This is a genomic window from Ralstonia sp. RRA (genome assembly GCF_037023145.1).
In the GTDB taxonomy this organism is placed as follows: Bacteria; Pseudomonadota; Gammaproteobacteria; order Burkholderiales; family Burkholderiaceae; genus Ralstonia.
In genome coordinates this window covers 22,229-42,806 of the sequence record NZ_CP146093.1, presented here as the reverse complement: position 1 = coordinate 42,806, position 20,578 = coordinate 22,229, and the positions used below count along the sequence as shown (strand labels likewise).

At 60.4% G+C, this 20,578-nt stretch carries 16 protein-coding genes; 11 read left to right on the top strand and 5 right to left on the bottom strand.

Annotation, left to right across the window (positions count from 1 at the left end; all coding sequences use genetic code 11):
- Positions 1 to 49: 49 nt before the first annotated feature.
- Positions 50 to 1,167 (bottom strand): IS3 family transposase gene (locus V6657_RS27130; RefSeq protein ID WP_094067478.1). Its coding sequence is split into 2 segments (ribosomal slippage): positions 50 to 915 and positions 915 to 1,167, totalling 1,119 coding nucleotides; the frame shifts between segments, so codons are not numbered across the junction.
- A gap of 239 nt (positions 1,168 to 1,406) precedes the next feature.
- On the bottom strand, positions 1,407 to 4,322 hold the full coding sequence (locus V6657_RS27125; RefSeq protein WP_044402914.1) for a Tn3-like element IS1071 family transposase: 2,916 nt from the start codon (positions 4,320 to 4,322) through the stop codon (positions 1,407 to 1,409).
- Between the two features lie 169 nt (positions 4,323 to 4,491).
- Between V6657_RS27125 and V6657_RS27120 the strand changes: the two genes are divergently transcribed.
- The 3 genes from V6657_RS27120 (at position 4,492) to V6657_RS27110 (ending at position 9,112) form a co-directional block, all read left to right on the top strand.
- Positions 4,492 to 6,180: an FtsX-like permease family protein gene (locus V6657_RS27120; protein ID WP_338755899.1), complete on the top strand. Its 1,689-nt coding sequence runs from the start codon at positions 4,492 to 4,494 to the stop codon at positions 6,178 to 6,180.
- Positions 6,173 to 7,318: a hypothetical protein gene (locus tag V6657_RS27115; protein ID WP_004635189.1), complete on the top strand. Its 1,146-nt coding sequence runs from the start codon at positions 6,173 to 6,175 to the stop codon at positions 7,316 to 7,318. The genes V6657_RS27120 and V6657_RS27115 overlap by 8 nt, the downstream gene beginning before the upstream one ends.
- A gap of 96 nt (positions 7,319 to 7,414) precedes the next feature.
- Positions 7,415 to 9,112, top strand: a complete 1,698-nt coding sequence (locus V6657_RS27110) for an AarF/ABC1/UbiB kinase family protein (RefSeq protein ID WP_004635187.1) — start codon at positions 7,415 to 7,417, stop codon at positions 9,110 to 9,112.
- 50 nt (positions 9,113 to 9,162) lie between these two features.
- Here V6657_RS27110 and V6657_RS27105 read toward each other — a convergent pair whose 3' ends face one another.
- Positions 9,163 to 10,347: a methionine adenosyltransferase gene (locus V6657_RS27105; protein ID WP_004635185.1), complete on the bottom strand. Its 1,185-nt coding sequence runs from the start codon at positions 10,345 to 10,347 to the stop codon at positions 9,163 to 9,165.
- A gap of 254 nt (positions 10,348 to 10,601) precedes the next feature.
- On the opposite strand from V6657_RS27105, the gene V6657_RS27100 reads away from it, so the two are divergent.
- Genes V6657_RS27100 through V6657_RS27085 form a run of 4 tightly spaced genes read left to right on the top strand, consistent with a single transcriptional unit; the run spans position 10,602 to position 13,131 of the window.
- Entirely contained in the window at positions 10,602 to 11,225 is a 624-nt protein-coding gene (locus tag V6657_RS27100) for a LemA family protein (protein WP_004635183.1), read from the top strand.
- On the top strand, positions 11,222 to 12,103 hold the full coding sequence (locus V6657_RS27095) for a YgcG family protein (RefSeq protein ID WP_004635180.1): 882 nt from the start codon (positions 11,222 to 11,224) through the stop codon (positions 12,101 to 12,103). Before V6657_RS27100 ends, V6657_RS27095 begins: the two co-directional genes overlap by 4 nt.
- Positions 12,103 to 12,603, top strand: a complete 501-nt coding sequence (locus V6657_RS27090; protein WP_004635178.1) for a TPM domain-containing protein — start codon at positions 12,103 to 12,105, stop codon at positions 12,601 to 12,603. The genes V6657_RS27095 and V6657_RS27090 overlap by 1 nt, the downstream gene beginning before the upstream one ends.
- 51 nt (positions 12,604 to 12,654) lie before the next feature.
- Complete coding sequence (locus tag V6657_RS27085; RefSeq protein ID WP_009241694.1) at positions 12,655 to 13,131, top strand: hypothetical protein; 477 nt, start codon at positions 12,655 to 12,657, stop codon at positions 13,129 to 13,131.
- Positions 13,132 to 13,287: 156 nt separating this feature from the next.
- Here V6657_RS27085 and V6657_RS27080 read toward each other — a convergent pair whose 3' ends face one another.
- Positions 13,288 to 13,536, bottom strand: a complete 249-nt coding sequence (locus V6657_RS27080; RefSeq protein WP_004635173.1) for a hypothetical protein — start codon at positions 13,534 to 13,536, stop codon at positions 13,288 to 13,290.
- 348 nt (positions 13,537 to 13,884) lie between these two features.
- Here V6657_RS27080 and ppk2 point away from each other — a divergent pair, with 348 nt between their 5' ends.
- On the top strand, positions 13,885 to 14,745 hold the full coding sequence (gene ppk2 / locus V6657_RS27075) for a polyphosphate kinase 2 (protein ID WP_004635170.1): 861 nt from the start codon (positions 13,885 to 13,887) through the stop codon (positions 14,743 to 14,745).
- 76 nt (positions 14,746 to 14,821) lie between these two features.
- Positions 14,822 to 15,427, top strand: coding sequence for a VTT domain-containing protein (locus V6657_RS27070; protein ID WP_009241693.1), 606 nt, complete (start codon positions 14,822 to 14,824; stop codon positions 15,425 to 15,427).
- Positions 15,428 to 15,539: 112 nt separating this feature from the next.
- Here V6657_RS27070 and ftsH read toward each other — a convergent pair whose 3' ends face one another.
- Entirely contained in the window at positions 15,540 to 17,480 is a 1,941-nt protein-coding gene (gene ftsH / locus V6657_RS27065) for an ATP-dependent zinc metalloprotease FtsH (RefSeq protein WP_009241692.1), read from the bottom strand.
- A 378-nt stretch (positions 17,481 to 17,858) separates the two neighbouring features.
- Here ftsH and V6657_RS27060 point away from each other — a divergent pair, with 378 nt between their 5' ends.
- The gene (locus tag V6657_RS27060; protein ID WP_004635167.1) at positions 17,859 to 19,454 is read left to right on the top strand and encodes an oleate hydratase; all 1,596 of its coding nucleotides are present in this window, start codon (positions 17,859 to 17,861) and stop codon (positions 19,452 to 19,454) included.
- A gap of 771 nt (positions 19,455 to 20,225) precedes the next feature.
- Positions 20,226 to 20,519 carry a heavy-metal-associated domain-containing protein gene (locus tag V6657_RS27055; protein ID WP_004635162.1) on the top strand — a complete coding sequence of 98 codons (294 nt, stop codon included), beginning with the start codon at positions 20,226 to 20,228 and terminating at the stop codon, positions 20,517 to 20,519.
- The last annotated feature ends 59 nt before the right edge of the window (positions 20,520 to 20,578 follow it).

The window sequence follows — 20,578 nt, the reverse complement described above, 5'->3', positions numbered from 1 at the left end:
CTGACCTGCCCCCTTCGATAGGGCCACGGAGCTTCTAGTAAAGTCCTGTTCAAACATGCTCCTGCAAGACAGGAGCGCCTACTGGTGCCGGATGCTTCGCCGCGAATTCGGCCGGCGACTGGTAGTTCAATGCGCTGTGCGGCCGTGCCTCGTTGTAGTCCCGGCGCCATGCCGACACCACGGCCCGGGCGTGGGCGAGCGTCGTGAACCAGTGCTCGTTCAGACACTCGTCACGAAACTTGCCATTGAACGACTCGATGTACGCATTCTGCGTCGGCTTGCCCGCCTGAATCAATTTCAACGTCACGCCGTTGGCGTAGGCCCACTGGTCCAGCGCGCGGCTCGTGAATTCGGGTCCCTGGTCCGTGCGCAACGCTTTCGGGTAGCCCCTGAAGCGCGCCACCCGGTCCAGCACGCGCGTCACATACCGACCCGAGATGCCGTGGTCCACCACGATCTCGACCGCTTCCTTGGTGAAGTCGTCGACAATGGTCAGGCACTTCAGGCGACGCCCGTTGGACAATGCGTCCATCACGAAATCGAGGGACCACACCTCGTTCGGCGTACTCGGCAAAGCCAGCTGCTCGCGCTCGACCATCACGCCGTGGCGCCGTCGCCGGCGCCGCACGGCCAGTCCGGCCTCGCGATACAGCCGGTGCACGCGCTTGTGGTTTACGTGCCTTCCTTCGCGCGCCAGCAGCGCGTGTAGCCGCCGATAGCCGAAACGCCGCCTCTGGTGCCCCAGCTCGATGAGGCGCGCCTTGAGCGCCTCATTCTCGTGGTCCGGCTGCGCTTCATAATGCAGCACGCTGCGCGAAAGCCCGACAAGCCGGCAGGCACGGCGCTCGGAGACATTGACCTTCTGCCGAATCGCCGCGACCGCCTCGCGCCTGGCCTGCGGGCTCAGGGCTTTCCCTTCACGACCACCTTCAGGGCTTCCATATCGAGCATCGCCTCGGCCAGCAGCTTCTTCAGCCTCGCGTTCTCGGCTTCCAGCTCCTTGAGCCGACGGGCTTCCGACACCTCCATGCCGCCGAACTTCGCGCGCCACGTGTAGAACGAGGCGTCACTGAACCCATGCTTCCTGCACAGCTCCTTCACCGGCAGGCCCGCCTCCGCTTCCTTCAGGAAGCCGATGATCTGTTCTTCCGAAAAGCGCTTCTTCATGTCCGTCTTCCTCTTCGAAAACGGACTTTACTAGATTCCGACTGGCCCGGTTTACGGGGAGCAGGTCATAGCGACTCATATTTAGAGGTGCGGCTCGGGGTCTCCTCGTTTTCAGTGCAATAAGTGACGGTACGAAAAGCTAGCACTGGCGCGGAGGTGGTGTTGGTAGATCGTTGATTTCATTGACTTTCCTGTTCACTTTCAAATCTGCGATTCGTGGCGTCAAACCGTGGTCGGTTTCATCCATTGGTGCCAGTTATCGATGCATTTGGCCGCGAAGGCAGGATTTGGTCAGCATAGCGGTCAACCGGGAAGCGAAACACACCCCGCAAGTTGATGCTCTCCAGCTTGGTGGGCGCAATCTTCCCGATCAGTTCCGGTGGAATGACCTGGCGGCGGTTCGACCAGCGATCCAGGACCGCCTGCATCTGTGAGGTATTCCACGCCATCACGATGTTGGCCATCAGGCTCAACGCATCGGCCACAGCCTGCATTTCATCGACACGTTTGGCCTGCGCCGGGCTGATCCGGCCGGTATAAATGGCGCGCTTGAGGGCGTTAACAGCCTCGCCCCGATTGAGCACCCGGCGCAACTCGTTCCTGAAAGCGTCCTTGACAAAGTAGTCAGCCAAAAACGCCGTACGCAGCAACCGCCCCAATTGCACGCCAGCCTCATAGATTGGATCGCCCTGGGCGGCAGAACCGAACCGCGCAAGAGCTGCCACCGCACTGGCATGTCCGCTCATGACCGAGGCTGCCAGGTGCACCAGACTATCCCAATGCTTTTCGATCAAAGCGACGTCGACATTGGCTTCGCACACCGCAGCGATTTCTGCGGGCACTTTGGTGCCGCGTGGCACAAAGAGGTGGCGCTGTTTGAGTTCCTTCAACCGCGGGCAAAGATCAAAACCAAGCAAACGGGCATGTGACATGGCAAAGTCGGTGTAGCCATGGGTATCCACAGCAAGCTGGCTGGTCTCCAGCTTTTCTTGGCGGATGACACCTTCAATGGCCACGCCCGCCTGGCGCTCATTGAGCACAAAGGGCTGCGCATGGAAGATGCCCCACCGGTCTTTTACATGGGAGTAGATTCCAATGGAAGGTGTGTTGCGCCGAGGATCAAGCCGGGCTTGCCACACCCGTTTGGTGGTCTCCATGCTCATCATGTCAGAAGATGCCAAATCGGACCGCCCCCAGGTGGCGGCAATCGGGTGTCGCTGCATGAATTCCAGCACAGCCTGGCAGGCCTGGCTCAGACGCCGTTCGTCCCGCGCCCAGCGCATGGCCTGGCGAATGCTGGTGGCAGACAATTGCGGAATCATGCGCGCGCATTCGACCGCAGTCAGACTGGTGCCGTGGGCCATGATGCCGGCATAGACCATCAGCAGCTCGTCGGTAGAGCGCGGCTCACGTCCGAGCATGATCCAGCTAAAGCGCACCTGGGCGTCAACGGCCAGAATCACTTCCGGCAATTGAACCTCACCGATGCGGTGATCCAAAGCCGCGCGCAGCTTGGTCACTTCTGGGTCTTCGTCCTCTGCGGGCAATGGCGACAAATGGAGTTCATCATCCACGCGCAGTACGCCACTGCGGGCTGCAGCGGCCACCGCATCGACACCGGCAGTTACTCTGGCCAGCAAAGGCTTCAAGAAAGTGGCAGCCTTGCTGGGTAACGATAGACGGGCATAGTGTTTCTTGGACTCTGCCTGCCAACGCTCGTCCGTGAAGAACAAGCGCGCACGACCCCGAAAGCTCAGGCTGTGCTCAATCCAGACCGAGCCATTGCGCACCGCGCGGCGCAGGGCAAACAGGGTGGCCACCTCCAACGCCTGAAACGCCCGTTCCCGGTCTGGGCTGGAGATCGAAACCTGCCAGATCATTCCCAGACTTGGTGCCACCACTTCAACTGGCAGCTTTCTGGATCCTTTGAGATATAAAGCTTGCAGCTTGGCAAGGTACTCGATGGCAGGATGCTCGCCGGTGGCCTGCCAGGGCAGCTTTGCAATGGCGACGAGCAACGACCGCACGGGGCGAATTCCATCAATCAATCCCTCGCGGACCAGGGAGGCCCTGCTCGGTGGTTTGCGTTTCTGGGTTTCGGTGATCAAGGCTTCAAGACGGGCACGCAACTCAGCATCTGGCACCGCACCTTGCGCGCTCAAGGCAACAAGTTCGCCGAGCAGCGTTTTGTACATTGCGGCCCAATTGACGGTAGCGGGGACATCGGCGGCAGCCTGACGCCACAGATCGGCGATCCGGCGCTGCACCATAAGGATCAACTGGTCTGTGGTGGTGAACAGGCAATACCGAAGAAAGCATGCGACCTCCACGGTGCGCGCTGGCTCTTTGATCTTGGCTCCGGCTGAGGGCGGCCTGGAGACAAGTCGGCGCGCGTAGCGGCGCAAGATGAGATCGGGGATGTCTGCCAGGTGCTTATGAACGTCCAGCGTGTAAAGCAGGTCGATGCGCTCCAGTACCTCGCTGATTTGGCGGGTTGAGTGTTTCGCCGGTGCAGCCCATAGCCAACTCTGCTGGGTTTGTCCATCTGGGCGCAGCTCTGAAACTGAGGCTCGCCAGCGATCAAGTGTTGCTGGATCAACGCTGGCGGCGATGGCGGTGCCTGTTTCAACTTCAAGCTGGGCAAGTGCCGCCGCAATCAGTGTCCGAATTGCCCGCTCGTGCACGATCACCAGCTTGTTCTTGTACAGCCATTGACGCGCCCGCACGAGTAGCTGATCGCGGTCGGCGCAGCGCGCCACTTCGTCGCGCAGTTCACGTACCAGTGAGCGGCGCTGGTGCTCGCTCATCCACTGGAATCCAAGGACCGTGCAGGCTACTTGTTGGTGATCGAATAGCGTGCGCCCGCGTTCATACATGGCTCTCAGCGAGGCGACTTCTGGTGCTGCAATGCCAAGCTCGTTGCCAAGGTGGCGCCACAAGGCTACTGGAATTACCCGAAAGGCACCGAGCAAACGCCCACTCATGCGCAGGAAACCAATATGGAGCGCCAGACCAAGCTTGTGGGAATCACCTCGGCGTGCATTGATTGCGTCGCGCTCGGCACCATCGAAGGTGAAAAATGCCTTCATCTCGAAGTCGCTGATATCGCGGGGGAGCCCACGCATCCCCAAAAACGTTGTGTGCCAACCCTGCATCGTGAACCTCAAAAGTGGGAGGCCACCATACCCGTTTACAAAGCGAACAGGAAAGTCAATGAAATCAACGGTCTACCCAGACCACCCCCGCGCCAGTGCTAGCTTTGCGTACCGTCACTTATTGCACTGAAAACGAGGAGACCCCTTTCACGAGGTCACGACCTACGTGGTGCTGTTGGTGTTCTTCGTGGTGGTCGTCTTCGCGGTGGCGAATCCTGTGCTGATGTCCGTGATGGAGCGCACGCGCGAATTCGGCATCATGCTTGCCGTCGGCATGAGCCGCACGCGCGTGCTTCGGCTGGTCCTGTATGAATCGATCCTTCTGGGCATCGTTGGCCTGATCGTCGGCAACGCCGTCGGCTGGACAGTGACGGCGTATTTCGCGCGCGCGGGTATCCATCTGCACGGTTTTGAAGCCGGGCTGCGCACGATGCCCGGGCTGTCCGACGTCGTCTATCCGGTGGTGAGCGCCGAGCGTGGCGTCGTGCTGTCAGTGGCGGTCTTCGTCATTGCCGGGCTGGCGGCACTGTATCCCGCTGCCAAGGCCGTGCAGTTGCGGCCCATCGAGGCGATTCGCGGGCTACCCGCTGCCATGCGGGTGTCGTCACGAAACACGGGCGATTCCCGCTTGCCGGTGTTCGTGCTGCTCGCACTGCGCAACCTGCTGCGCAATCCACGCCGCACGGCCCTCATGGCCGCAGGCGCTGCCTTCGGCATCGTGGGCTTTGTCTTCATCCTGGGGTTTTTCGACGGATTCTTCGACCAGACGATCGAGAACTCCACGCGTTATCTGACGGGGCACATCCAGGTCGAACGCAAGGGCTTTCGCAAGGATTATGCCCCCGAGCTTGCCATCGACGATGCCGTCTCGCTGCTGCAAGCCGTCCGGGGCACGCCTGGCGTGATTGCGGCTGCGCCGCGCACCCAGGTCCAGGCGTTGGCCAGCACGGCCTCGAAATCCGAAGGCATCATGCTCATCGGCATCGATCCGGTGGCGGAGGCTAAGGTCACGTTCATTTCCCGCACGGTTGTCCAGGGACGGGCGCTCATACCTGGCGCCGATCGCGAAGTCATGATTGGCCGCAGGCTCGCCGACAAGCTCGGTGTCCGCCTGGGCGAGAAGATCGTCGTCATGGCCCAGGCCGCCAACGGCGAGCTCGGCACGGCAGCCTACGGGGTGGGGGGCATTTTCTCGACGGAAAGTGCCAGTTTCGATGGCGCATTTGCTTTTGTCACGCTGCCAGCGGCGCAGTCGTTGCTTGCGCTCGGTTCACGCGTTTCCACCATCAATGTCCGGCTGGAGGATCGCGCGCACGTGTCCGCTGCCGTTGCCCTGCTACGCGCGCGTATCGGTGGCACCGACGTGACGCTGATACCGTGGCAGGAACTCTTGCCGCAGCTCGAAGACATGGTCCGGCTCCTGCGCGTGGTGAGCAGTATCATCCTGGCGGTGCTGCTTCTGGTGATTACCACGTCGGTCATCAATACCGTGTTCATGGCCGTCACCGAGCGCACGCGCGAGTTTGGCGTGATGCTGGCGCTTGGCACGTCGCCCGCCGCCTTGAGGCGCATGGTCGTATATGAGTCCATCGCCTTGCTGTTGATCGCGTCTGCCGTCGGGTATGGCGCCGGCATTGCGCTGGTGCTGTATCTTGGGCATGCCGGTATGGACCTGTCGAGCTTCTTCGCCGGATATTCCGCCATCCCCGGGTTGACCGGCATCGTTTATCCGCGCATTTTCGGTGCGACGGTGGTCCCGCCGGGTATTGCGCTGTTGATTGCCGGCGTGCTGGTTTCGCTCTATCCCGCGGCCAAGGCGGCGCGGCTCGATCCAGTGCAAGCGATACGCCATGTTTAAGCAAGCCGTGCCGTTCGGACTTCTGGCGGCTCTGGCCTTCGGAGCCTCGGCGCAGGAGACGTCGCAGTCCGGGTTGAAATTTTCCGGTTACTACAAGAGCTTGCTGGAGGAATCGGAAACCATCGTGCCCGGCGGGCAACGCTATCTGCTCGATCTCAATCGCCTGCGGCTGCAGTTGCAGGGCAAGCTCTCCGAGCACGTCGCCGTGGATCTGCAGTACGACAACGAATTGCTGTTCGGCAGCTACCTGCACACCGCACAGTTCGCAAGCCAGAGCAGTCTCGCGCCGGATCAGTACCTGGATCTCGACGGCAATTACCTGCGTGGCGGCTCGTACTACGGCCAGCACCGGCTGTATCGCGGCAACGTCACCCTGTCATCGGGCGACACCGATGTGCGCATCGGGCGGCAGCGCATCGCATGGGGAACGGGCCGTTTCTGGAGCCCGCTCGACCTGCTGAACCCCCTGAACCCGACTGCCATCGAGCGCGAGGAGCGCGTGGGTGTCGACGCGGTGCTGGCCGAGCACAAGCTGGGGCCCATCTCCCGCATCAGCGCTGTGTACGCGCCGGGGCACGGTGGCGCGGACTCCAGCGCGGCATTCAATTGGCACGCCAACACGCATGGCGTGGACTATTCCATTGTCGGCGGGCGCTTCGGCAATGAGCAGGTCGCCGGCTTCGATCTCGCGGGGCAGATCGGCACGGCGGGCATTCGTGGTGAGTTCACGCAAGTGCGTGCCAAGACTGGCTCGACCTATCAACGTGCCGTTCTCGCGCTCGATTATGCGTTTGCGAACACGCTCACGCTTAGCGCCGAGCTCTACTACAACGGCGCCGGCACGACCAATGCCGCCGCGTACGATTTCACGTCGCTGTTGACCGGCAAGATTCGCAGCGTTGCCAAGCACTATGCTGGTGGCTACATGAGCTACGAAATCACGCCGCTGCTCAAGTGGGAGGGCTATGTGGTGGTCAATTTGGACGACCATAGCCGTTTCGTTTCGCCCCTGCTGACCTATTCGATCAAGACGAATCTCGACTGGCAGATCGGCGCCCAGTTCTTTATGGGCAGCAGTGGCAGTGAGTTTGGACATTTCCATCACATCTACTACACGCAGATACAGTGGTTCTTCTAAAACGATAGTGCTTGCCGGCTGTCGACGTCCGGAAAGCTGGGCTCGGATGCGTGCATGGCGCGGCAATGGGGAAGGTGGGCAACGAGGAGAAGGAACATGGGCGTCATAACGCATGCGAATCCCGAACCAGCGGTGCGCGAGCGGGTGCCCGCTGAACTGCCACGGCTCTTGTACATCCTGCGCGCATTGGCCGGGGCAGGGTGGGCGCATTATGTGGAGCGGCTACGGATTGGCCGTGACGCACTCGAAGCTTCAGTTGAGGCGGTGCAAGCGACCGATCAGGATGCAAAGCGGCTGAGAGCTACGCTCGAAGGGCTGGGGCCCGCGTTCGTCAAGTTTGGCCAGCTTCTGAGCCTGCGGCGCGATATGTTGCCGGAGGTCTATATCGAGGAGCTGCAACGGCTCCAGGATGATGTCGCTGTTTTCCCTGGCGAGCAGGCGCGTGAGATTGTCGAGCGTGAACTGGGCAAATCCGTTCACGCGTTGTTCACCAGTTTCGATGAGACGCCCCTGGCTGCCGCGTCGATCGGCCAGGTCCATACGGCGCAGTTGATTGACGGCACCAGCGTGGTGGTCAAGGTGCAGCGCCCCGGCATCGAGCCCATCATTCATGCCGATGTCAGGATCATGCGCTTCTTGGCCCGTCAACTGGAGCGGTATGTGCCGGAGAGTCGCCGATTTGGCCCGGGCGATCTGGTGGAAGAGTTTGCCCGGCTCATCAACGAAGAATTGGACTATCAAGTCGAGGCGCGCAACGGCGATCTCCTGAGGGAGAATTTGCAGGATGATAAGCACGTCTTCGTGCCCCGCATCTTTTGGGAGCAGACCAGCCGACGTGTCTTGACCATGGAGCGCAGTTTCGGCAAGAAGCTTACGCATATTCCGTCGTCCGAACAGGAGAGCCGACGGCGCGTGGCGCAGGCGCTGATGGCATCGTTCTTGAAGCAGGTCTTCGAGGACGGCTTCTTTCACGGCGACCCGCATCCGGGCAACGTATTTTTGCTGGAGGACGGCCGGCTTTGCTTTCATGACTTTGGCATCATGGGACGGCTGTCCGCCTATGATCAGGAAGCCTTGGCCCAGTTGATTCTCGCCGTCAGTTCCGGCGAGGTGTCATGGATGGTGGATGCCTATTTCGAGATGGGGGTGGCGACCGAGGGGGTGGATCGTGAGGCATTTACCCGCGATGCTTCGCAGGCACTTGACGCATACTACGAAGCCGCCGGGAAAGGCTATTCGTTCGGCGAAATTGTCCGCCAGTTTGCGCTGCTCAGCCAGCGCCATCGGATCAAACTGCCGCGCCAGTTTCTGCTGGTCTCGAAAGCGTTCATGCTGGTCGAATCGCAAGCGTTGACGCTCGCCCCGGACTTCAACGCACTCGCGTCCTTGCGGGAATATGCGCCGCATTTGCTCGGCCGCAAACTATTGCAGGGGGCGAATGTACAGACCGAGTTCAGCAGGGGATTCCGCACCTTGCGCGCGCTGCATCACGCCGCCGCCTTGCTGCCCGACATTCTGAACCGCACGGTGGAGGCGCTCAGCAGCGGTAAGGCGACGCTGCATATCAAACACGACCAGTTGCAAGGATTGGAAGCGCATATCGACCGTGCAAGCAACCGGCTGAGCTTGAGCTTGATTATTGCGAGCGTCGTGATTGGCTCCTCAATCGTCATGGCGTTCCACAGCGGTCCGCACTATGCGGGCATTCCAGTGCTGGGGCTTCTGGGTTTCGTCGTCGCCAGCGTGATGGGCCTCGCTTGGGCGGTTGCGATCCTGCGATCAGGAAAGTTCTAGAGGCGCCGCTACAAGCAATGGGGCCTCGAAAGCAACGATGCAGCGCTCCGCTAAAAGACGGCGATGGCACCCGTGGCCAACTCCCGTATCAGCGCTGGAAGCGCCGCCAAATGCTGCGCGGTCAGCTCGCGAACTTGCCGCTGCCGCGCAGCGGAGAACCCACCCGCCGCTGCAAGGTCGATCGCCACCAACTGAGGCTGGTCGACCGGGTGGCCGATTGCCGAGAGCAGCCTGACCGTCACTTCATCCACGCCTTCGATGTCGGCATGAATGCTCGCCGCCAATCGATGTGCCAGCACGTTGTAGAGCTTGCCGACATGCGCGGCCGGATTCTTTCCCGCTGCCGCTTCCAATGACATCGGGCGGTACGGCGTGATCAAGCCGTTGACGCGATTGCCGCGGCCGACCTCGCCATCGTCGCCGTGCTCCGCACTTAACCCGGTCACGGTCAGGTAAATTCCGCTCTCGTCAAGCGTAGCTGGGTCATCCAGGGTGTTGATCCCGATATGGCACGCCGTCGGCAGACACCCAGCCAGGTACGCTGCCAATCGGCCCTTGAGTGTGAAATAGTCTTCAATACTTCCCACGTCTCGGTCGACGAGTGCGAGCGCCACGGTAAGGCCGAAGTGCGCGCCCAGCCGGTGCCCCATGATCTTAAAATCCGCCCCAGCCGCATCAAAGGCGCTGCGAAATTCGTTGGAGCGCAGGACGCGCGCAGCGCAAAGGACCGTGTCTTCGAGTCGGGAGCGGGGTGCGTACCCGACGCCGAAGGAGGTGTCGTTGGCCAGCGGAAGCGCCGCCTGCTGGATAACACGCTGAAGATTCGGCGCCGAAGGCCTCAAAACAAGCTCGATGCCGATGTCATTGCCTGCCTTTCCCAAGGTTGCCACCAGGTATTCGCGGATGGATTGCTCGACGAGTGACGTGGCCGAAGCCGACGGCAACTCGGTCACGGGGCCGCAGACGATCAGCCGCGCGGGACGCAGAACTTTGCCGCCGCCGAACCGTGGCTGGCTGATGCCTCCGATTAACAGCGCCTTATCCAGGTTGAAGTGCTGAATCGCTCCGTATGCTTGCAGATAGGCTCGGGATAGGGCGCAGGCTGCCGCCTCGACGGCGCCATCGCACAGGCTGTCCGGATGGCCGAAGCCCTTGTGCTCGGCAATTTCGGTTTGTGTGGCTTCCAGCGTCGACGTGGTCGAGATGGAGAGTGCAATTTCGCCGACAGTCCGCATGATAAGACGCTCCTGCCCAAATCCGATTGGGTCATTCTATTCACTGGCAGTCCAGTTTGGTATTAAGACCGTCCCCTCGGGGGTCGCGATTGTGGGCCTTGAGCGACATCAACAAATTCGCCGCCCGAGTGACTAGCATGGAAACAGGACACCCGGAGCGGCATGGGCTCTTGTGTGGCAGGAACGGCATGGTTGGCCCATGCGCGGTGTTCCCATGCCTCCGGGGCTAAGAATCTCGAAAATGGAGGTGTCTGATGCGAGCAGCATGGTCAGTCGTTGTTGCGGTAATTTTGGCAATCAGCCTCTCGGGGTGCGGCTATAACACCATTCAAGCGCAGGATGAACAGGTCAAGGCAGGCTGGTCTGAAGTCGTGAACCAATACCAGCGGCGCGCCGACCTGGTACCGAACCTGGTCAACACGGTCAAGGGTTACGCAAGTCATGAGAAAGAGGTGTTGACGGAGGTGACTGAGGCTCGCGCGCGTGTCGGCGCCATCCAAGCCTCGCCTGCGTTGCTCAATGATCCGCAGGCGTTTGCCCGATTCCAGTCGGCGCAGCAGCAGTTGACCGGATCGCTGTCCCGACTCCTTGCCGTGTCGGAGAACTACCCGCAGTTGAAGGCAGATGCTGGGTTTCGCGATCTGCAAGCACAGCTTGAGGGGACCGAGAACCGGATCACCATTGCACGAAATCGGTACATCCAATCGGTACAGAGCTACAACGTGACCGTGCGCTCATTTCCATCGAATCTGACCGCGAAGGCCTTCGGCTATCAGGAGAAGCCCAATTTCACCGTTGCCAACGAGACGGCCATTGCCAAGCCGCCCCAGGTGGAATTCGGTTCGCCGTCCGCCAGTGCGCCGGGGAGCTCCAAGTGAACCTCCTCAAAATCGCGCGTGGCTTGCTTGTGGCAGCGGCTGCGCTCGTCTCTTTTGGGGCGGTTGCCGAAGTTGCCGTGCCACCCTTGACGGCGCGGGTGACTGACCAGACCGGCACACTCACGCCTGGGCAACTAGCAGAGCTAGAACAGACGCTGCAAGCCTTCGAAAACAAAAAGGGCGTGCAGATCGCTGTACTGATCGTGCCCAGCACACTGCCCGAAGCCATCGAACAGTATTCGCTGCGCGTGGTCGAGCAATGGAAGTTGGGGCGAAAGCGCGTCGACGACGGCGCACTGCTGATCATCGCTAAAGACGACCGCACACTTCGCATTGAAGTCGGGTACGGGTTGGAAGGTGTCCTAACCGATGCGACAAGCAAGCGCATCATTAGCGAAGTCATCTCGCCGCGGTTCAAGACTGGCGATTTTTATGGCGGCGTGAAAGACGGTGTTCAGAGTATGCAAGCCGTGATTGAGGGTGAAGCACTGCCGCCCCCCTCACGGTCGACGCGCGACGGAGGCGTATCCGTTCGGTCCTATATGCCTGTCATTCTGGTGTTGACGTTGGTGTTTGGCGGCGCGCTGCGAGACTTCCTTGGCCGTTTTCCGGGGGCGGTTGCAGCGGGCGGCGCCGTCGCCCTAGTCGCTTGGTTGCTTTCGGGCGCCATTTTTGTCGCGTTTACGGCGGGAGTGATCGCGCTCATCTATACGCTATTGGGTCCGGGCATGGTTGGGCACGGAGGCTCTTGGTCTACAGGCTCACGCTCGGGCCGCGGGGGATTCGGCGGTGGCAGCGGCGGTTTCGGCGGTGGCAGCGGCGGTTTCGGTGGAGGCGGCGGTGGTTTCGGTGGTGGTGGTGCCTCGGGAAAATGGTGATGGAAAACATCAAGCGAATTCTTTCCCATCTACTGACGACGCACTGGCGCGTCAGGCGAGCGTTCCCGCGCAAGGCGATGCGGGCCATCGGGCAAGCGATCGCTCAAAGCGAGTCGTCCCATGTCGGGCATCTGTGCTTTGCCGTGGAAGGCGCGTTGAGCTTCTCTGCGCTATGGAAGGGGGTGACGGCGCGGGAACGGGCTCTTGAAGTCTTTTCGCAACTGCGTGTGTGGGACACAGAGCAGAACAACGGCGTCCTGATTTATCTATTGCTGGCGGACCGCAGTGTCGAGATCGTTGCCGACCGTGGCATTCACGCGCGGGTTGGTGCTCAAGGATGGCAGGCGATCTGCAGCCAGATGGAAGCCGCGTGTCGGCGCGCCGAATATGAGCGCGGTGTGATCGACGGGATACGATCCATCACGCTGCGCCTGACGCAGCATTTCCCGGCGCGCGACCGGCGCGAGCAGAGGTTGCCCGGCAAGCCGGTCATCCTGTGAAGACGCAGAAATCTCTGTTTGATATTTGCGAAGTCGCGGTAGGAGGTGAATATGTTGTCTCTGCGCTCATTTGTTCCCTACGCTGCGGTGATTTGTGTCTTGGCGCTGCCGTCGGTGGAAACGCTCGCGCAAGCGCGGCTCGAACGTGAGGGCGTCGTCCTCTACTGGGGGTTGATTCCCGCCGCCATCGCCTCGGAAAGGCTCGACTTGGAGGAGTCGCATGGCGCACCTTCACCGGGAGGCGGCCGCCCTCACCACTTGCTAGTGGCGTTGTTTCGTGCCGACGGCTCCCGTATCACAGATGCCGTGGTGCGTGCGCAACTCAAGGAAGTCGGGATCGTTGATTCGCCGCCGAAGTATCTGACGCCCATGGTTATCAACGGCCAGGTTTCCTACGGCCAGGTGTTCACCTCGGTGCTGAGTGGGCGCGTGTATTTCCGCGTACTGGTGAAACTTGTTGACCGAACGAATGACATCGAATATCGGATTTCGGTCTCGCCTCCGCACATCGGCGGAAGTGAACCTTGATACCGGATGGAGCATGGCCGATACTGTGCCGACCAATGCATCTCGGCGGATTCGCCAAGCCTGTAAGACGATGATTGGACGTCGAAAAGGTCAGCAGCGACCAAGACCTGTCAACTCAGGTTGAGGGCCATGATCGCGTAGACATTTCGTAATGCCTCAACTCGACGAGCCACCGGTGGCCGGATAGCGCGTGTCGCCCGTCCATGCGCCGTCCGAGTAGATCTCAAACTTTCCAGCCTTGGCGCCATCAGTGTACGGATCGCGCGCGTCAGCAGCCCGCGCCCCGTCGGTGTAGACGTCGCGCTGAGCGAGGGCCCCGTTGCTGGAGGTTGCTGCGCTGGAAATGTTCGCGCCGAGAGAAATCAGCGCGGCTGCGATCAAGACGGTCTTCTTGGTGTGGTTCATTGCATTCTCCTGAAGTGGTTGGACTCAAAGGACTTGCTATGGGAGCCACTATAAGAATCCGCCCCTGACCGAGCGATGACGACCACATTACGAGAGCGTCATTCGGGCAAAGGATCGCGCAATAGTCGCGCTGATCCATGTCCTCCTGAATTCGACCATACATCGGAGGGCGCTTGACTCACATCAACCGCGCAAAATTGGCAGGTGCTTAAGCTTGTTCACCCGTTCGTAGGTTCAAAATGTGGTTGTCTGCCCATTTGAGCGTTTCGTAACAACGAAACCGCCATACGGCTGATGACGCTCTGGAGCGTTACTCCCGTTTCCATAGCCAACGCCGGAGGTGCGCATATGGCAAAAGGCAAGTCGAAGAAAAAGACCACTTCATCGGACGCCGAACACGTAACTGGCTTATCGTCCAGCCAGGCGCGAGTCGATGCTGCCAAAGGAGTCCAGGGTCGCGAGGACTACGAGGCGCAACTGCACCTGCTGCAAATTGAATTGGTCAAGCTTCAACGGCATTTCATCGGGTGTGGTGACCGCATCCTTGTCCTGCTGGAGGGGCGGGATGCGGCAGGCAAAGACGGCAGCATCAAACGCATTATCGAATTTCTCAGCCCCCGCGAGACGAGGGTGGTAGCGCTGGGTAAGCCGTCAGATCGCGAGCGCACCGGCTGGTATTTCCAGCGCTACGTGCCCCATCTTCCTCTCGCCGAAGAGTTTGTCCTCTTCAACCGCAGCTGGTACAACCGGGCAGGCGTTGAGAGCGTGATGGGCTTCTGCACTGCTGAGCAGTATGACGAGTTCATGTACTCCGTGCCCCACTTCGAGGAAATGCTCGTCAATTCCGGTATCAAGCTGCTTAAGTACTACCTCGACATCAGCAAAGCCGAGCAAGCTCGCCGACTTGCCGAGCGGCGCCGCGATCCGCTCAAGCAGTGGAAGACGAGCCCGGTCGACGCCGTGGCGTTGAAGCATTGGGATGCCTATACGACGGCACGCAACGCCATGCTGATGCATACGCACACGGCTGCCGCGCCATGGCACATCGTGCTCGCCGACGACAAGCGCACGGCCAGGCTCAACTTGATTCGTCACATCCTGTCGCGGCTGCACTACGCGGGCAAGAAGAACAAGCTGGTCGCTCCCGATCCTGAGGTCGTGTTCGAATTTTCGAAGGAGTGCCTCGATGCGAAACGTCTCGCATCCTGATGCTATCCAGCAGACGCAATCGATAAGGAGGAGACGCTTGAAGGTCGTCTGCGTGAGCGATGAAGGCAACTGAGCAATGCTACGCCTGAGCCTGCAGTCCGGTCTGCTCCGTGCCCTAACCCGGCGGGCCGACTCGCGCGCGTTCCCACTGGTGGTTGCCGGGGCAGCACTGGCGGCGGAACTGTCGATGTCGGTTCCATTTGCCAGCCTGCTGATGGCCGCAGTCCTGTTGGCGCCGCGCCGCTGGGTGTCCATCGCGACTTTGGCCAGCCTGGGGGCCGCTGTTGGCGCTCTCGTGCTGTACCTCGTCTTTCATCACCTGGGGTGGAACCGGTTGTTCGCTGCCTACCCGGACGTGGTGCGATCCACCGCGTGGCGTGATGCGACCCACTGGCTCGAACACTACGGCGTCGTATCGCTTTCGGTCATTGCCGCATTACCGGTGCCTCTCACCCCCGCTCTCATGTTTGCGGCGATCTCGCGACTTCCGGTCGCAGAGGTCATCGCCGCACTGTGGCTCGGCAAGTTGGCGAAATACCATGTTTACGCCTGGCTCGCCTCGCGATTTCCGGATCGGCTTGTGCGCCACGGCCGGCGCCATGTCGATACGTTGCGGGCAGTGCTCGGCAACGGCACGAAGGCTGACGGTGGCACAACCCCCACGCGGGGAGGGCGTCGGTAGCTCAATACACCATCGGGGCGCCTGTCTCACGTGGTGAACGCATTGATTGCCGGCAGCCGGCCGCGCTTTGGCGTGGTTGCGTTCTTGGCATGCCATGGCATCAATCTTCGCTCTATGTGCCTTGCGTTTTTTGGTCCGGTTTCCCCGTTGCAGTTGACTCCTCGATATTCGCGACGGGCTTGGGCGGAGGCATTGGCGTCACCTTCGCTGACAAAAACATGTCCAGGTCTTGGCGGTCAACCACTTCCTTCTCGAGAAGTAATTGGGCCAGAGCATCGAGCTTGGTCCGCTGTCCTTCCAGCGTCGCTTGTACGCGATGACTTGCTTCTGCCAATAGCTTACGGACTTCAGCATCAATCATCTGTGCGGTGCTCTCGCTGTATTCATTGCGTTCGCGCTGCATTAGCCCCGTCCCAGCAAAGAGCGGGTTCGGCATATTCTCGTACGTGGCCAGGCCCAGCTGGTCGCTCATGCCAAACTGGGTAATCATCTGCCGAGCCATGTCGGTTGCGCGCTGCAGGTCGTTCTGTGCGCCCGTGGATACGTCGCCGAAAATGAGCTGTTCCGCAATACGGCCACCGAGCAAGACATCGAGCCGGTCAAGCAGTTCGCTGCGCTTGAGCAGGTAGCGGTCCTCGGTTGGGGTCTGTTGCGTGTAACCCAACGCCGCAACGCCCCGCGGAATGATGGAAACTTTGGAGACACGGTCAGCCAGCGGCCGATGCTCCGCGACGATGGCATGTCCTGCCTCGTGGAATGCGATAGTTTCCTTCTCCTTCGGATTCATCACGCGGTTCTTTTTTTCCAGGCCGCCGACGATCCGGTCAAGCGCCTCGTCGAAATCTGCCATCTCGACCATTTGCTTGCTCTTGCGCGCGGCAAGGAGCGCGGCTTCGTTAACCAAGTTGGCAAGATCGGCACCTGCGAACCCCGGGGTCCGTCCGGCGAGTTTAGTCAGGTCGACCTCAGGAGCGAGGACAACGCCCTTGACGTGAACTTTGAGAATCTGCTCCCGTCCCTTGAGGTCAGGCCGGTCCAGTGCGACGTGGCGGTCAAAGCGACCGGGGCGAAGCAGGGCGGGGTCCAGTATCTCGGGTCGGTTTGTGGCGGCCATGATGATGACGCCTTTGTTGCTATCAAAACCGTCCATCTCGACCAGAAGCTGGTTCAGTGTTTGTTCGCGCTCCTCGTTGCCGCCGACCGCATTCAGTGCTCGCGTCTTTCCGAGTGCGTCAAGCTCATCAATGAAGATGATGCAGGGGGCTTTGGTTTCGGCTTGCTTAAAGAGATCGCGGACCCGTGCTGCACCCACACCAACGAACATCTCGACGAAGTCGGAGCCGCTCATGCTGAAGAATGGCACGCCGGCTTCGCCTGCCACGGCCTTTGCCAATAAGGTCTTGCCAGTGCCCGGGGCCCCAACCAGCAGCACGCCCTTGGGAATTTTTCCGCCCAGGCGCTGGTACCGCTGAGGATCTTTCAGGAAGCTAACAATCTCCGACAGCTCCTCCTTGGCTTCGTCGATTCCAGCCACGTCGGCAAAAGTCACGCCGGTCTCCTTTTGCATGTAGACCTTTGCCTTGCTCTTGCCAATTTCCATCATGCTGCCGGCGGCGCCGCCCACGCGCTTGATGAGAAAGCTCCAGATACCGAAAAAGATGACGGCCGGCACAACCCACGAGAGGATCGTGCTCAGCCATTTGTTGTCGGGCTGCCCGACGAAGCGCACCTTTGCCGCTTCGAGCTCCTGCACCAGCTCAGGATCGGCCACTCGAAGCGTGGAGAAGGCGTGGTCGCCCTTTGCCTCTCGGCGGATTTCCTCGATCTGCTGCTTGGCAAGGAGATTGTCGATACCTTCTGTCGAGAAGGTTCCGCTGATAGCCTGCTCACCAATAGCCACGTCCTTGAGCTTGCCAGCCTTCAGTAGGACCTTGAAATCGCTGTATGGGATCGTCTCGACATGCCCCGACACGAAGAGCGTCTGGATTGCAAGCATGGCCAGTATGGTCACGAGCACGTACCAGAGGGAGAACTGTTGCTGTCGCGGTTCCATGGGATTCTTCTCCAAGTCGACCTTATTGAAAGTGAGTCTGGTCTCCAATGCTGGGAAGGTTGGTGGGCGGCCTGGGTAGGCGCCGGACAACCGCGCATTGGTATGCGTTCCCAGTATTGACGCTTGGAAATCGCCGAGGTTGACCTTCATCAACCCGCGACATTGGGGCCGCGCGCGCGGGCGCAAGCGCCGTGGCTTCTCCATGGTTGTGCCCAGCCGATAGGGGATGTGTCGCGGAAAGCAAACATGACAAATCCATTACGGCGGCATGAGACTCAACAGCAACTTGCGCTGGCGCAAAGTATCGATCGCATACCCACCTAAAGTATTCCCAAGTCGCGTTGCTCATTGAGCATCCACACAGAATCAGAGGATTCCATGGCTGAGGTAACGAAGAACGAGCACCGTAGCGCATACCTGGTTGGCAGCGGCATTGCGTCATTGTCGGCTGCCGTGCTGCTGATTCGCGACGCAGGCTTCAAGGGGGAGAACATCCACATCTTGGAGGAACAGCAGGTGGCCGGTGGTGCGCTCGATGGCTCCGGTGATCCGCACAAAGGCTATGTAACTCGGGGCGGTCGCATGTTCACCGAAGAGACTTATGTCTGTCTGTGGAACGTGCTCGACAGCATTCCGTCGCTGGATGATCCGAAAATCAGTGTCAAGCAGCAGGCCTGGGCCTTCAACGCCGAATGGCGCTCGGATTCACACGCCCGGCTGATCGACGGGCAACGCCGTATCCTCGACGCTGCCGATCTGGGTTTCAACCTCCATGACCGGTTGGAGATCATGCGATTGCTGGCCACGCCAGAAGGGCTGCTGCATACGCTTCGCATTGAGGACTGTTTCTCGCCGCACTTCTTCGAGACCAACTTCTGGGCCATGTGGCGTACGACCTTCGCCTTCCAGAACTGGCACAGCGCGATCGAACTCAAACGCTATATGTTGCGCTTCTTGCAGGAGTTCCCGCGTATCCACACGTTGGCCGGCGTACGGCGCACGCCGCTGAACCAGTATGACGCGATCGTGCGGCCGATGGAGCAATGGCTGAAACAGCAGGGTGTGGTGTTCGAATATGGCACAAAGGTGGAGGATGTCGACTTTGTTGAAACCGGTGACGGCCGGCGAATTGGACTGCTGCGCGTGGTGCGCGGCGGACAGCCGATGGCCTATGACGTGCGGCAAGAGGATCTGGTGCTCATCACCATCGGCTCGATGACCGCCGACGCGTCTTATGGGGACGACCACCATGCACCGGAACTGGTGCGCGACAAACGCGATGGCGCCTGGACTCTGTGGGAGACCATGGCCCGTAAGGAACCTGGGCTCGGGCGGCCGAATGCGTTCTGTGGCAACGTCGACGAAAGCAAGTGGGAGTCGTTCACCTTGACGATGCGCAGCCCGGCGCTTGTGCACCGGATTGAGACCTTTACCGGCAATGCGCCAGGCACCGGCGGTCTGATGACGTTCAAGGATTCGAGTTGGCTGATGTCGATCGTCGTGCCTCACGCGCCGCACTTCGCCGGACAGCCGAAAGACATGTACACCCTGTGGGGCTACGGGCTCTTCGTGGACAACAAGGGCGATTACATCGACAAGACGATGGCCCAGGCAACCGGCCAGGAAATCCTCACCGAGCTGCTGCACCATTTGCATTGCGAGGACATTCTTGACGAGGTCTGTCGTACCACCACTGTGATCCCGGTGATGATGCCGTACATCACCAGCGAATTTGAGCGCCGCGAGCCTTCGGATCGGCCGCCAGTGATCCCGCACGGAGCGAAGAACTTCGCGCTGCTTGGGCAGTATGTTGAGATCCCTCAGGACGTAGTGTTCACCGTCGAATATTCGGTTCGCGGCGCGATGCACGCGGTTTATGGGCTGCTGGGCTTGAAGAACGAGATCCCGGCCATTTACCACGGGATTGCTGACCCAGGCGCTGCGTTTGCGGGCCTGAAGACGTTGTTGAGTTGAACCGTCGGACGGTTTACGGTTGATTTGTATCAACCGGAGGTTGGACATCCGCGCCTAGGCTGACTCTGTGTGACCGTTCCTCTCTTTGGGCAGAAATCATGTTCTTCCACTCCCGACATCTACGCCGCTGGGCAGCTCAAATGCTACTGGTGTGGCTGTTGGGTCTGGCCGTCGGCATCGCAAACGCGTGCGCTGTCGCGGATGCAGGTAAGGCCGCAGCGCCGGCATCTGGCCACGTGTCAGCCCACAGTCATGGACACCATGCGGATGCCGACGATGATGGCTGTGACGATAGCGGCAAGATTGCCTGCCACAGCTTCTGCGAAAAGTCCTCAACCAGCATTCCCCGTGTGCTGTCGGATCATGACAAGCCTCTCATTCCGGTGGCCGTGCCATTACCGATGAGCATGGCATCCACGCCGGAGGTGGACCGCTGCAGTGTGCACCGTCAGTCCAATCCCCGGCCAGCGGACAAGTTCGCGTCTATACCAATCGTCTTCCTCCGGTTGACGCTATAGCGCTCTGTCGCTGTTTGGCAGTGCGCGGCTTTGTCTTACGTATCGCCTTGACGCGCATCCAGTGCGGACACCGCCAAAGGTGCGTTGCAACACGCCGTTCCATCGTCAATGCACTGAACAAAAGCGGCCTTGGTCGGCATTCGCCCCGAGCGTCTCGATTGCGTTCTTTCTCTACTGCCGGAAAGTGTCTGGCGCTGTGTTGAACGCAGTCGCAGTGAGATTTTCAACGTCACCTCCTAAAAGGATTTCTTCCATGGACACTATCGAACTGAAGATCAAGGGCATGAGCTGCGGCTCCTGCGTCTCGTCGGTTACTCATGCACTGCAGCGAGTGCCTGGTGTGGATGCCGTCGACGTGGATCTGGCGCGCGGTATCGCGCGCGTCAGCGGTAACGCCCAGGCCGCGCCCGCAATGCTGGCCGCGCTGGCAGCAGCCGGTTACGAAGCCGAGTCGCTTAGCACTGGCGCCGGAGCGAAGACGGAGCATGCCCACCATGGTGACGTCCCAACCGGCACTGCTCACAAGAGCGGTGGATGCTGCCACTGATAGACCGCTAGGAGGGGCGGCCGGGCAGTGCACCGATCGGCGTCCCTAACCTTGACCTT